Source organism: Acinetobacter sp. YQ_14, from assembly GCF_043102985.1.
Lineage (GTDB): Bacteria > Pseudomonadota > Gammaproteobacteria > Pseudomonadales > Moraxellaceae > Acinetobacter > Acinetobacter venetianus.
Genome location: NZ_JBICJJ010000009.1, coordinates 12,776 through 25,535, shown reverse-complemented (window position 1 = coordinate 25,535; position 12,760 = coordinate 12,776). Strand labels below are relative to the sequence as shown.

At 37.8% G+C, this 12,760-nt stretch carries 13 protein-coding genes; 6 read left to right on the top strand and 7 right to left on the bottom strand.

All coding sequences use genetic code 11. From position 1 onward, the window contains the following. Positions 1 to 103: 103 nt before the first annotated feature. A complete protein-coding gene (locus ACF8D3_RS04145; protein WP_392470327.1) occupies positions 104 to 802 on the top strand; it encodes a hypothetical protein in 699 nt (232 codons plus the stop codon). Between the two features lie 53 nt (positions 803 to 855). Here the strand turns inward: ACF8D3_RS04145 and ACF8D3_RS04140 are convergent, their stop codons facing one another. Continuing rightward, positions 856 to 1,605 (bottom strand): hypothetical protein, encoded by a 750-nt coding sequence (locus ACF8D3_RS04140; RefSeq protein ID WP_392470325.1) that lies wholly within the window; start codon positions 1,603 to 1,605, stop codon positions 856 to 858. 175 nt (positions 1,606 to 1,780) lie between these two features. Here ACF8D3_RS04140 and ACF8D3_RS04135 point away from each other — a divergent pair, with 175 nt between their 5' ends. From ACF8D3_RS04135 to ACF8D3_RS04120, 4 genes are all read left to right on the top strand, one after another. After that, positions 1,781 to 2,473 carry a DsbA family oxidoreductase gene (locus tag ACF8D3_RS04135; RefSeq protein WP_392470323.1) on the top strand — a complete coding sequence of 231 codons (693 nt, stop codon included), beginning with the start codon at positions 1,781 to 1,783 and terminating at the stop codon, positions 2,471 to 2,473. Positions 2,474 to 2,856: 383 nt separating this feature from the next. Continuing rightward, positions 2,857 to 3,042, top strand: coding sequence for a hypothetical protein (locus ACF8D3_RS04130; RefSeq protein WP_004876437.1), 186 nt, complete (start codon positions 2,857 to 2,859; stop codon positions 3,040 to 3,042). 11 nt (positions 3,043 to 3,053) lie between these two features. Further along, positions 3,054 to 4,469, top strand: a complete 1,416-nt coding sequence (locus tag ACF8D3_RS04125; RefSeq protein WP_392470321.1) for a hypothetical protein — start codon at positions 3,054 to 3,056, stop codon at positions 4,467 to 4,469. A 177-nt stretch (positions 4,470 to 4,646) separates the two neighbouring features. Further along, positions 4,647 to 5,777 (top strand): hypothetical protein, encoded by a 1,131-nt coding sequence (locus ACF8D3_RS04120; protein WP_392470319.1) that lies wholly within the window; start codon positions 4,647 to 4,649, stop codon positions 5,775 to 5,777. 82 nt (positions 5,778 to 5,859) lie between these two features. On the opposite strand, the gene htpG is transcribed toward ACF8D3_RS04120, so the two are convergent. The 5 genes from htpG to ACF8D3_RS04095 form a co-directional block, all read right to left on the bottom strand. Continuing rightward, positions 5,860 to 7,779: a molecular chaperone HtpG gene (gene htpG, locus ACF8D3_RS04115; protein WP_004876430.1), complete on the bottom strand. Its 1,920-nt coding sequence runs from the start codon at positions 7,777 to 7,779 to the stop codon at positions 5,860 to 5,862. A 112-nt stretch (positions 7,780 to 7,891) separates the two neighbouring features. Then, positions 7,892 to 8,245, bottom strand: coding sequence for a lysozyme inhibitor LprI family protein (locus ACF8D3_RS04110; protein ID WP_019385839.1), 354 nt, complete (start codon positions 8,243 to 8,245; stop codon positions 7,892 to 7,894). Positions 8,246 to 8,373: 128 nt separating this feature from the next. Next, positions 8,374 to 8,958, bottom strand: a complete 585-nt coding sequence (locus ACF8D3_RS04105) for an OmpW family protein (RefSeq protein WP_004876427.1) — start codon at positions 8,956 to 8,958, stop codon at positions 8,374 to 8,376. Positions 8,959 to 9,416: 458 nt separating this feature from the next. After that, complete coding sequence (locus ACF8D3_RS04100) at positions 9,417 to 10,781, bottom strand: Na+/H+ antiporter family protein (protein ID WP_004876426.1); 1,365 nt, start codon at positions 10,779 to 10,781, stop codon at positions 9,417 to 9,419. Positions 10,782 to 10,857: 76 nt separating this feature from the next. Continuing rightward, positions 10,858 to 11,730: an alpha/beta fold hydrolase gene (locus ACF8D3_RS04095; RefSeq protein ID WP_061516163.1), complete on the bottom strand. Its 873-nt coding sequence runs from the start codon at positions 11,728 to 11,730 to the stop codon at positions 10,858 to 10,860. Between the two features lie 92 nt (positions 11,731 to 11,822). Between ACF8D3_RS04095 and ACF8D3_RS04090 the strand changes: the two genes are divergently transcribed. Further along, positions 11,823 to 12,329: a DUF4442 domain-containing protein gene (locus ACF8D3_RS04090; RefSeq protein ID WP_007480159.1), complete on the top strand. Its 507-nt coding sequence runs from the start codon at positions 11,823 to 11,825 to the stop codon at positions 12,327 to 12,329. Between the two features lie 46 nt (positions 12,330 to 12,375). On the opposite strand, the gene ACF8D3_RS04085 is transcribed toward ACF8D3_RS04090, so the two are convergent. Continuing rightward, positions 12,376 to 12,732: a hypothetical protein gene (locus tag ACF8D3_RS04085; protein WP_004876421.1), complete on the bottom strand. Its 357-nt coding sequence runs from the start codon at positions 12,730 to 12,732 to the stop codon at positions 12,376 to 12,378. Positions 12,733 to 12,760 lie beyond the last annotated feature (28 nt).

Sequence of the window (12,760 nt, the reverse complement as noted above, 5' to 3'; positions counted from 1 at the left end):
ATACATTGCAGTCAAATATAAAATCACAACACCACCTCATTAGTTTTGATGGTAGGGTAAAATATCATTCTTCAAAAATTTAAAATCTACAAAGGGAAAATAGATGCTTTTCAAGCAAAAGAACATAATTATCGTAAGTGCAATAACAGGGATACTATTATCAGGCTGTGCAACCAAAACGCTCATCACAAAAGATCATAAAACTTATAATCGAGCCACCAAAGTTACTTTAGTTGAAGATAATGTTGTTGCCTTTGGTCGCCCTGCCCAACTATCTGCAAATTTACCTAAAGATAGCATTGTGATCGCGGGTCAAAAGAATAGCTATGTCCTCACTCAGGGAGGTGCACAGTTCTTCACTCTAATCAGCAAGCTTGATCCGAAAAACATTCAAATCACACGAGACCTCAGTTTTTATTCTGAAAAAAATGACGGGCATTTCTCAGGCACACTGCCGCTTTCTTATGTAAAGCTCAAAGAAGATTTAAGCAAAAAAGACTTAGCGTTTTTCATTGAAAATGGTGCGAGAGAATGCTCAAGTTCTAGTGATGAACGTATGCAAGCACAGCGATTCTGTTTTGATCTTAAATTAGCTGGTGTGGTGTATCCTGTTGCTAACAACCTCACGTCACTCAAAGCACTCAGCAAGTCCTATCAAGTTACGATCTACACAAATAAGCAAGAAAGTTACCAATCAAAATCTAGCTTAAATCCTTTTGAGAAGTTGGTGCTGCTACCCTTTGCAGTCGCAATTGATGTCGTTAGCTTACCTTTCCAAGCGGCAGATAAAATTTTCGATTGATGATCATTAAAAAAGACAATGACTTAAATATCAAATCATTGTCTTTTTAAAACTTAAAGTTCTTCATCCAAAACTTCAGTATTGTTTTTCTTGATGTTATTCATTTTGGCATTTAGCTTTAAAACATCTTGATATAAAGCATTAAATTTTTTTACTTGCGCTGTTTCTGGGAAAAGAATCATTTTACCTTTTTTCTGCCACTGATCCTTTTTCAATAAATCGAACATTGCCTGTGCTTTTTCAATAATTTTTTGTTCTATAACGAATATATCATCAGCATTTTCTGCATTGATATTGCTTTCAATTTTCACCAATAATGACGTTTTCATTTCATCGTCAATTGACAACTGCTTTGCCTGTTGCAATGAACTCAATTGAAGTTGTAGACGTTGTTTTTCATATTCAGCGGAAATCTTTGTTACATCAGCAAGCATTTTTTCAGTTTCTGCATAGTCCTGTTTACGATCACGATCCAAACGTTCAACATCCAAAAATGTATCCCAATTTGCAGCTTTTAACTCACGTAAATAGTGATTTCGCGCTTCAATATTTTGCATCCAATAAGTCAGCAAAAACTCTGACATTTTCTTATAATCACCTGACAGACGATCATCATGAATATCCAGCTGTACGGGTGTCGACCAATCCTGTGCTTGCATATAAAGAGCACGCATTTTTTCAGACATGACCACATCGAACATTTTTTGATTATTTAAAACACGCTGCTGTTGGTAATGTTGGTAGAAAAAAAATGAACCGATACACAGCACGACCACACCGATCAAAATTAATAAACGGCGCATAAAGCCTCCTCATTTCATTATATTTTTTATGTTTTATCTAAGTTTAATCAAGACAATACTTAGATAGTATATCGTTTTTATTGCAGTGTACGTAACGCTGCATTACATTCACACCGCTTTAAATTCGTGTACACAGTCCCTATTATCCGTTTAATGTTAATTAAAGAGATCAATCATGCGTGTAGATATTTGGTCAGATGTGGTCTGCCCTTTTTGTTATATCGGTAAAAAACGTTTAGAGCATGTGGCTGAGGAAGCAGGTATTGAGCTGGAAATCCATTGGCATAGTTTTGAACTTGATCCAAATGCACCCGCAAAACACGACACGTCAAATACAGAGCGTTTAGCCAAAAAGTACGGTCGAAGCTACGCTGAAATGGAAGAGATGGAGCGTAATGTTGCAGCAATGGCAGCATCAGAAGGAATCGACTTCCAATGGCAGAAAGCCAATTCAGGTAATAGCTTTAATGCACATCGTATGATTCATCTTGCACAAAGCAAGGGGCTAGGAAACGAAGCAAAAGAAGCGTTCTTCCACGCGTATATGACGGAAGGTCTTGCGATTGGAGAGCGTGAAGTTGTTGAGGAAATTGCATCACGTATCGGTTTAGACAATGCTGAAGTTGAATATGTATTAGATTCAGATGAACTCGCTGATTTTGTTCGTCATGATGAAAAAATTGCACATGAGCAACTTAAAGTTACTGGCGTGCCATTTTTTGTGTTTGATCAAAAGCTCGCACTTGCGGGGGCGCAACCTCGTGAAGTTTTCTTACAAGCTTTGCAGCAAGCAAATTCAGATAATCAAAATATTGAACAGGCCGATGCTGCACAATGTAATGACGACTCTTGCGAAATCAAACCATAAATAATTAAACCTACAGATGAGTTTTATCGTTAGATAGAGCTCATTCTTTATAGAACTTAATCTGTTGATTTAAACCAATTATCTTTAAAAAAATACCGCCTATCTCAGCCAAAAAATCCTGTAACAAAGTTCATGAGCTTATTGCTCAACTTTTAGCTAGTTGATTTGTGAACAAAATCACAAGCTGCTTATAAATTTATAGATGTATTTTTGCAGTACCATCTAATTATCCGATTCATTGTTTTAAAGTGTTTTTATTTTACCAATAAAACATGATCAACATCTCGATTTAGAATCCTCAAATGAGATTCTCTACCAATTGACGTTCTCTAGATTTTGCCTATATTTCTTCTATAATCGTCATAAAGTGACAATCTTTTGTTATGGAAATGCAAGAGTTACAAGCCTTATTGAGTGGTCAAGTTCAGCCTGAACATATTTGTATAAAACAGCTTGTAGCATTAGCGCATCAGCATACTCTGACGACTACAACTGAATATAAATTGCTCGAAAATGCTGTAAATGTAGTACTGATTCATTATTTAAAACAGGCTCAAGCCTATCTCTAAGGAAACAGGCAATGGACGTATTAGAGAAAGCACTATTGGTTGACGAGCTCAAACATTTGATCGTTGGCCTCAATGATAATAAAGCTTCACTTTTTGAAATTGCAAAATCGAAACAACGAATCAAAGATATCTGTGCGTCTTGTAATGACCCACTGTTTCAGGATGAACTAACGGCTTTTAAAGAATTTATGCAACAAGAAGAATTTTCAAAACAAGATTTAGAAGATTATGGTTTCTCAATGACTTATCGTGGAACCTATAATTTTATGGGAAGAGTTGAAAGTGCCTTATTTGCTTCGGCAGATATGGGTTGGGCCGCTCTACGTCAATCACAGCATTGGCAAATATGGGTCATTCGTCCGTCATTATCATTCTTAAAAAGTCCATGGATGACCTCAACTCAAGAAGCACTTGAATGGTTAAAAAAGCATAGTCGTGAATTTATTCGGACTGATGAGGAATTAAAGACCATCATTCCAGTTTTAGAAGCTCACAACGAAATGCCGACAACGCTGTCTGCTCAAGAACAACTATCATTATTACGTAAAGAAACTGCAAACTTTGAGTCACAACTCGAAGCGATTATTCAAGAAAAAATTCAACCTGTAACGCCTTCGAGTAATTCAAGTACAGTCACGGCAACACGTCCTAGACCAAGCTTTAGACAAAACTCACCTTCTGTTGCAAATATTAATAAAGCGAAGCCTGTTGCACTCAAAGATTTTAATTTAGATGGTCTATTATGTCGCTTAGAGCGTGTAGATCCTAAATTATATCCATCCTTGTATCGTGTAGAACTACATGATGAAATTAATCAAAATATCAAAATTGATTGGCTCTATTTAAAAGCAGAAAATGATGAGCAACCACACTGGGGAACCGCTCAAATTTTCATTGCGGAACAACTTTACGAGCAAGGTCAGTTTTCACATTATGTGGTTCTAATTGGTACGCATAGTGTCGACTATGCGATTACAGTGCTACAAGCATATACAGACCAACGTCACACTCGAACAAGCTCAATTCATCAAACCACTTGGACGACATTTAAAAAGTTTTATCATCAACATGAAACACTTTTTAATGAATGCATTATGAACGGTGCACAAGTTTGGCAACGAAATGAAGAAGCGTACCCATATATTCCAGCATCATTTATTAACACGAAAAAGTTTATTCCTTTTGAGGAAACAGCAGCGAACTTTTTAACTCCTGTTATTTTACTCAAAGAGCATCAAAAGATTCGTGTCATCCATGGTGCAGAACGGATTAAGTTATCCGCCGAAGATCAAGCTTATCCTTACCTATTGCTTGATCGTACTGATGGCTATACATGGCAATTAATTCGTCAAGTGATTAGCCGCCTTGCTCAACCTATTTCCGTCAATGATTTATATCAAGCTTTAGAAAATTCAGATCTATCATGATCTACTTAATATAATACGTAAGTCATCATCAAAATTTTGCTGATGACTTTTCTTTTTTGGCGAATACATTTTTCTTGTAAACCCAAATGAATGAATTGCTGCTTTTTGTGTCTTGGTATTGATTTTATTGATGAAATAATCAAAATTGATACTAAGAACAATATAAAAGTTTTCATTATGAATATTTTCCAAAAAACGGTACCTGCTCATCTTTTTTACAGCATTTTGGCACTTTCGCTTGGGTCAATTAATGTGACTTACGCTGCTGATGAAACCACTCCTGATTCGCAAAATGATACTCAAGAGACGCATAATAAAAGCTCTGAAAGCGTTCTGAACTATATTCCCAAATGGGTTGATGCAACCCCAACGATACTCCCTGAACAATCTAATCAACCTAATGTTCCACCAATGTCTGAGACTGAGGAGAAAACTTGGGTAGATCGAAAACAGCGAGATATTCGCAATTGGGCAGATCGCACTTCTGTGAAAATTGATGATTGGTTTGGCGATGTTGATCCTGATAAACCTGCTTCTGCAACGATTCGTTTTATGTTGGATAACTATTGGAACGAATATGATGGCTATGAAGTCAAACCTCGTATTCGAGGAAAAATTAAGCTTCCCACATTAGAGAAAAGATTTAGCTTGGTCTTCGGTGATGATTCACTAGATGATGAATTTGATAATAATATTGCCAATACTAACACCCAACCAAATCAGGACCCAGACAAAAAATTTGATTCAAAACAAACACGTGATAACAATGGATCCATTGCATTACGCTGGTCGAACTTTTCGAAAAAACTTCCGTTTGAAACAGATGCAGATATCGGTATACGTTCAGGGGATGACATTTACTTACGCTTACGCGCGAAAAAATATTGGGATTTAGAAAATGATTTCCGTTTTAATGCTGAGCAAATCTATCGCTATGGCAGCCAAAGCGAAAACTATCTTAGAACCAATTTAGAACTCATCCATGCTCGTCCGAATGAACCCTTTTTATCAGATCAACTCAGCCTCACCTATGCAGATGATCAAGATGATGACTTACGATGGGATAACCGAATATTTCGTCAGCACCAATTCTTTGCCAACAACAAATTTAACTATGGTATCTATACAGGTGGTTATTACAACAATAATGACCTGCGCTTAAACAGTTGGGGGCCTTTTGTTTCTTGGAGACAACCGCTTTGGCGTGAATGGTTTTTTGTTCAAGGCGATTTAAATTATTTCAATGATCACCGAGAAGATCGGAATCATTATGTGAGTACATTTGTCCGCTTGGAAACATTGTTCTGATGAAATAAGCAACGAAACTGTGGATAACTCTACATTTATCCATAAGAAAAACCTCTGACGAATCAGAGGTTTTTTTAATCATTTATTTCATCAGTAAACTATTAATGCGCTTCACATAAGCTGCAGGATCTTCAGGCAAACCACCTTCTGCAATCACAGCTTGATCAAAAATCACATTTGCAAGATCATCAAACTGCGCAGAGCTTTCCAATTTTTTCACCAGTGGATGCTCTGGGTTGATTTCCAAAGTCGGTTTAATTTCTGGTACAGCCTGACCAGCTTGCTTCAGCATACGGATTAGTTGTGGCGATAACTCACCTTCACTCGTAACCAAACATGCTGGTGAATCAACTAATCGCGTGGTTACACGTACTTCTTTGGTTTTATCTTTCAATGAAGTGGTTAAACGATCAACAACAGGTTTGAATTGCTCAGCAGCTTCTTCAAGTGCTTTTTTCTCATCAGCATCTTGTAAGTCTCCCAAATCAACCGCACCTTTTGACACGTTTTGTAATGGTGTACCGTCAAATTCATTGACAAAATTCATTGCCCATTCATCAACTCGGTCTGCCATTAAAAGTACTTCAATGCCTTTTTTCTTGAATAGCTCAAGTTGTGGCGAGTTCTTCGCAGCAGTTAGACTATCAGCAGTCACATAATAGATTGCTTTTTGCCCTTCTTTCATGCGCGCTTTATATTCAGCAAAAGATGTGGTGATCTCATCATTGGTAGATGTTGCATAACGTAATAATTTTAAAATACGTTCACGATTACCAAAGTCTTCACCTAGGCCTTCTTTCAACACTGAACCAAATTCACTATAGAACGTTTTGAATTTCTCTTGGTCTTTTTCATCTTCCGATTTAGCTAAACCATCAATCAAGGTTAAAACACGGCGTGCATTTCCTTCACGAATCGTTTTAACATCACGGCTCTCTTGTAGCAATTCACGGCTCACGTTCAGCGGTAAGTCAGCGCTATCCACGACACCCTGTACAAAGCGTAAATAGTTTGGAATGAGGTTATCTGCTTCATCCATGATGAAGACACGCTTCACATAGAGCTTAATGCCTGCTTTCGCCTCACGAGTAAACAAATCTTGTTTCGCTTGGCTTGGAATATAAAGCAATTGGGTATATTCAGTACTACCTTCAACACGATTATGCGCCCACGCCAAAGGCTCAGCAAAATCATGGCTTAAATTCTTGTAGAACTCGATATATTGCTCATCAGTGATTTCATTTTTACTGCGTGTCCACAACGCACTCGCAGAGTTAATCGCTTCCCATTCGTCAGTCTTGACCATTTGACCGCCTTTAGGTTCTTCACCCTCAGCAACCTCTTCCTCTTGCCAAACTTCTTTTTGCATTTCAATTGGCAAGCTAATATGGTCAGAATATTTATTAATGATCTGCTTCACTTTCCACGATTCTAGATACTCAAGCGCATCATCGCGTAAATGGAGGATGATATCTGTTCCACGTGTGGTTTTATCAATCGTTTGGACTTCAAACTCACCTGTCCCACCGCTAATCCAACGTACACCTTCAGCCGCATCTGCACCCGCACGACGAGATTCAACAGTGATTTTGTCAGCAACAATAAAACCAGAATAAAAACCTACACCAAACTGACCAATCAATTGTGCATCTGCTTTTTGATCACCTGTTAATTTCGACATAAAGTCTTTGGTGCCTGATTTTGCAATTGTTCCAAGGTTATCAATCGCTTCTTGCTGGCTTAAACCAATCCCATTATCTGAAATGGTGAGTGTTTTATTGTCTTTATCTAGCGTTACCCGTACATGCAAATCAGGATCATTTTCATAATATTCAGGATGATTAATTCCTTCAAAACGTAATTTGTCACATGCATCAGAGGCATTTGAGATTAATTCACGTAAGAAAATTTCAGGGTTTGAATAGAGAGAATGCGTCACTAAATGCAATAACTGAGCAACTTCAGCTTGGAAACTATAATTTTGTGATGCTTGTTCACTCATAAATCACTCCTTATTTTGAGACTTATCAAATTAGAATGATTTATGAATGGTGTATCTCTACGATTTTTCAATCCTTGTTTGCTTATTTTTTAACATTTAACAATCGAATCAATCAAAAAGGACCATGACTTAGTACGCGTTCCTGTAAAAGCAAATCTAATTGTTGCTGACGCTGTTGATAAGCTCTTTGAATACATTGAGTATTCGAACCACAAGCATTTCTTTGCTTTAACCATTTAAATTGCTGATCTTTTTCTGCATCACGTCCGCCCATTGGTAAAGCATGTAAAACAATCTGATAGGTCGTCGCAAGTCGAACATCTGCATCATTTAAAACGAGCGTATGGCAGATTTTCTGTTCGGCTTTTAATTTTGCAGCCTTACACGAAAAGCTGGCAGCATGCGTATTTGACATCAATAAACTAGAAACTAAGAGTGTGGCTGAATAAATGACTTTTTGTAGCATCACTTTTCCCTGAATGACTTTTCATTCTTTTCAGCATACAAAACGCAATGACGATTCCTTGTTTCTTTTTATATTTAAATTGAAAAAACCTCACGTTTCGTAAGGTTTTTTTTAAGGTTGGGTTGAGCTTAGAATTTGTAGCTATAACCTAGTGTGTAAACGACTGGATTAAGATCTAAATCAAATTTAGTCCCATCTACAAGCTTCACTTCAGGACTGATATCCGCATAACGAACATCCATATATACGCCCCAATTTTTCGCATCTGCTGGCTGGAAGTTGAAACCAAGCTGACCAGCAAAACCGTAGGTATTTTTCACATCATCGGCTACGCCTTTCTCATGCCATGCAATAAAAGCCGTACCACCTACACCAATATAAGGTGTAAAACGAGTTGAGTTTTTGAAGTTATATTTTGCTGTAATTGTTGGTGGTAACTGACGAACACTAGCAACTTTATCACCATTTAAAAGTACATCATGGTTGATTGGATTAGCTAATAATAGCTCAGCAGAAAAAGGAGTATCTCCGAAGAAATATTCAACAGATGGCGTAAATGCAAACTCGTGATCCCCTTTCACAGTTGCACCAGGAGCAAGTGTAGTATCCGCTGTTGGATCAATTAAACTTGCACCGACCTTAACTTGAAAACCACCTGCAAAAGCAGTTGAAGATAATCCCAGCAAAGCAATAACGAGCGCTTTCTTTAACATTTAAACAACCTCATTAACAAATTATTGATCTTGTGCATAATAATAGACATGTATTTTTACATTATGCAATACACATAAATTCCGACCATTTTATTTATTTTTATAAAATATTGAATAATATAAATTTATATTTGTAAAATTATGTAATAATTAATAATTCCGACAAGTTAAGTAAAGTTAAATTACTATAAAACCTAGCTTTTTTGTATACTTTAAATATCCGACCAAAATAGTAAAGTTATTTTAAATAATACATTTTAAAATAACTTAAAAATATAATTTAATCTTAAAATAATAAAATGACAGCATTATACAAATAGATTAATAAACAGACAAAAAATGTCATAACCTATATTTTTATTTTGATATACAGATTATTAAAAAATATTTTTCTGTGATGTATTTCTCAATCAATAAAAAAGGCCCTATAAATAGAGCCTAAATACAGTTTTAATTTTTTATAAAACCATTGCAGCAATCCAACCAAAAATGATCAGGGGTATGTTGAAATGCAAAAAGGTAGGTACAACGCTATCCCTCATATGATCATGCTGACCATCCATATTCAAACCCGATGTTGGCCCAAGAGTTGAATCTGAAGCTGGAGAGCCTGCATCACCCAATGCAGCAGCAGTTCCGATGATTGCAATCGTTGCCATCGGGCTAAAACCAAACTGCAAACATAATGGCACATACATAATGGCTAAGATCGGTACAGTAGAAAATGAAGAACCAATACCGAGTGTGATCAACAGACCGACCAAAAGCATGACAAAAGCAGCTAAGGCTTTACTATCCCCAATCCAGCCAGCTGTAGCTTTCACAAGCTCAGGAACCTGATTGGTTGCTTCAATAACTGCGGCAAAACCTTGGGCAGCAATCATAGTAAAACCAACCAGTGCCATCATGCGCATACCTGTCACGATCACATCATCAGCTTCTTTCCATTTAAAGATTCCAGCACAACTCAAGATCGCCACACCAACTAAGCCCGCGACGATCATTGAGTCTGAATAAAGCTGTACAACAATCGTAGCGAGAATCGCAAATGCAGCCATGAATAACGTGAACTTTGCAATCTGTGGTGCTTGTTGTTCTTGTGTCATTTCACCCACGATGCTACGAGCAACGTTATGCAATGCTTTGTCTTGATAATCTCGCGGCTTACGATAGCTAATAAAAACCGCTGTTAACATCCCCAAGAACATTCCAGAGACAGGAATCAACATTGCTCGAGGAATTTGATCGTTGCTGATATGGAAACCGTAGCTTTGACCAAAATGGTTAATATTGTGCGCTAAAATATCATTTAAGAAGATCGCACCAAATCCCATAGGCAAGAACATATACGTTGCAACTAAGCCAAAAGTTAGCACACACGCAATCGCTCTACGGTCTAAACGTAGATGGTTGAAAACAATCAATAACGGTGGAATCAAAACTGGAATAAATGCAATGTGTACTGGAATGACATTTTGCGATGCCACCGCAGCCGCGCCAACTGTAAGAAAAATGAGAAATTTCACCTTCTTCTGAGCACGAATATCTGCATCATTTTTAAGACTTTTAACTAATTTATAAGCAAGTAAATCAGGTAAACCAGAACGAGCAAGTGCCAAAGCAAAAGCACCAAGCACGCCATAAGCAAGTGCAATTTGCGCACCGCCGCCCAGACCATTATTAAATGCGTCTAACGTACCTTGTACCCCTAGGCCTGCTAACAAACCTCCCGTTAAAGCTCCAATTACAAGTGCAAAAACAACTGGAACTCGCCCCAATGAAAGGCCGAACATGACAGCAACCGCTGCAATAATCGCGAACATAACTTTGAACTAAATGAAACGAGGGCGTCATTCTAACAGAGTTTAAATTCTGCGATTGCTGTCAGTTGATTTTTATTTATGCATTTTTCACGATAAATTGGCGAATATAATCGGCAATTTTTTCAGGCTGACTGAGTACTGCCCAGTGATTTGCATCTAGCTCAACATATTCAAATTTTTCAACCCATTTTGGCATTGATTCAGTGATGTATTCTGGGCTTACAAAGGCATCACGACGTAATACAATCGCCTGAACCGGACACTGCGCATAACGTTGACGTGGTTGAGTCAGCGATGGAATAAAGTTCGCTCGATATAAGTTAATTCCATATTTACCATCGGCAACAATATTTGCATTTAAAGGTAAGTTTTGTTTCTTCTCTAAACCACTTAAAATCTTGCCCCATTTTTCTGGACTAAAAAATGTCCATACAGTTGGAGCAACCAAAGGTAAATGGAAAGCACCGATATACCATGATTTGGTCAGCATTTTCAGCACATTGCTTGGAGCTGATTTAAATTTCTCACGCAAATACAATGATGCATGATCTAAACACGGCCCTGAAATCGTTGTATAAGACAATAGACGACCTTTTAACTTAGGCTCAGTTGCAGATTCCCATGACTGCAAAGAACCCCAATCGTGGGCAGCCATATGGAAACTACGATTCGGAAGCACTTGATCAACCACTTCCTGTAAGTCTAAAGATAAGCGTGGCAAACGATAGTCTTTAATACGCTTAGGAATTGAAGATAAGCCTGCACCACGCACGTCATAAGTCACCACGTAATAATCATTGACTAATTTTTCAATGATTGGTTCCCAAACTTCCTGATTATCTGGATAGCCATGCACTAAAACTAAAGGCGTTTTTTTCTCATCTCCCCATGTTTTCACACACAGTGTTTGCTGATCTGACGTTGTGACTGTTTTGACTAGTGCTTGCATAATTTTTTCCCATTTTGTTTTCTATCGGCTGTTCATGAAACAACCATTGCCAGCGGTGCAATAAAAGTGATACTTATGGAGTATGAATAGAGTTGCAAGAAAAAAAATTGACCATGAAAGATTTTTTCAGAAAGATTCGAACCATTCCTATTGTTTCAAAATTTATCCTCAATCACTACTCGCCCTATCGTGGAGCAGGTATTTCGATTGAAACAATTGATTTGGATCATTACCACATTCGCGTCCAAATGCCACTCACAAGAAAGAATCGTAATATTGTTGGAACTCATTTTGGAGGAAGCCTTTACTCCATGGTTGATCCCTTTTATATGCTGATTTTAATGCATCATTTGGGTCATAAATATATTGTCTGGGACAAGAGTGCCTCGATTAACTTCCTTTCTCCAGGCCGAAATACAGTCTATGCAGATATTCAACTGAGTGCTGCTGAGATTAATGAAATTAAGCAACTCGCAGAGAATCATGAACCTGTATTTCGCACTTATACCTTGAATATTGTGGATGAGTCTGGAACTCGGATTGCTGAGGTTGAAAAAATACTATATATCCGCCGTAAAAAACCTAGAGCCAGCTCATAATAAAACACCCACATTATGAATGTGGGTATTTTATAAAGTGAAAAGATTATTTCTTCTCTTGGATTGCTGCACCAGCACCACCACCAATCGCACCACCGATCGCAGCCCCAGAATCACCACCTAAAAGTGCCTTACCGACAACTGAACCGATACCTGCACCAATTGCACTGCTTGTCGTAGTATTACGGCTGCCACCTTGTGTGTTTGAACCAACGCCCGCACCTGCTGCTGCACCTACACCCGCGCCAATACCACCACCAACATGGTTACCTACACCACCGCCTACAGCACCACCTAAAGCCGCTGCACCAATTCGTTGATCAGATGCGCTCATATTTTGGCAACCTGTAAAAAATACCGCAGATAGCATCAAAGTTGAAACTAAACCAATTGTTTTTTTCATGAGTCTATTCACTCCTATACGTTCTATT

Coding starts and splice junctions, on each gene's coding strand:
- ACF8D3_RS04145 (WP_392470327.1), top strand. CDS start 104: ATGCTTTTCAAGCAAAAGAACATAATTATCGTAAGTGCAATAACAGGG.
- ACF8D3_RS04140 (WP_392470325.1), bottom strand. CDS start 1,605: ATGCGCCGTTTATTAATTTTGATCGGTGTGGTCGTGCTGTGTATCGGT.
- ACF8D3_RS04135 (WP_392470323.1), top strand. CDS start 1,781: ATGCGTGTAGATATTTGGTCAGATGTGGTCTGCCCTTTTTGTTATATC.
- ACF8D3_RS04130 (WP_004876437.1), top strand. CDS start 2,857: ATGGAAATGCAAGAGTTACAAGCCTTATTGAGTGGTCAAGTTCAGCCT.
- ACF8D3_RS04125 (WP_392470321.1), top strand. CDS start 3,054: ATGGACGTATTAGAGAAAGCACTATTGGTTGACGAGCTCAAACATTTG.
- ACF8D3_RS04120 (WP_392470319.1), top strand. CDS start 4,647: ATGAATATTTTCCAAAAAACGGTACCTGCTCATCTTTTTTACAGCATT.
- htpG (WP_004876430.1), bottom strand. CDS start 7,779: ATGAGTGAACAAGCATCACAAAATTATAGTTTCCAAGCTGAAGTTGCT.
- ACF8D3_RS04110 (WP_019385839.1), bottom strand. CDS start 8,245: ATGCTACAAAAAGTCATTTATTCAGCCACACTCTTAGTTTCTAGTTTA.
- ACF8D3_RS04105 (WP_004876427.1), bottom strand. CDS start 8,958: ATGTTAAAGAAAGCGCTCGTTATTGCTTTGCTGGGATTATCTTCAACT.
- ACF8D3_RS04100 (WP_004876426.1), bottom strand. CDS start 10,781: ATGTTCGCGATTATTGCAGCGGTTGCTGTCATGTTCGGCCTTTCATTG.
- ACF8D3_RS04095 (WP_061516163.1), bottom strand. CDS start 11,730: ATGCAAGCACTAGTCAAAACAGTCACAACGTCAGATCAGCAAACACTG.
- ACF8D3_RS04085 (WP_004876421.1), bottom strand. CDS start 12,732: ATGAAAAAAACAATTGGTTTAGTTTCAACTTTGATGCTATCTGCGGTA.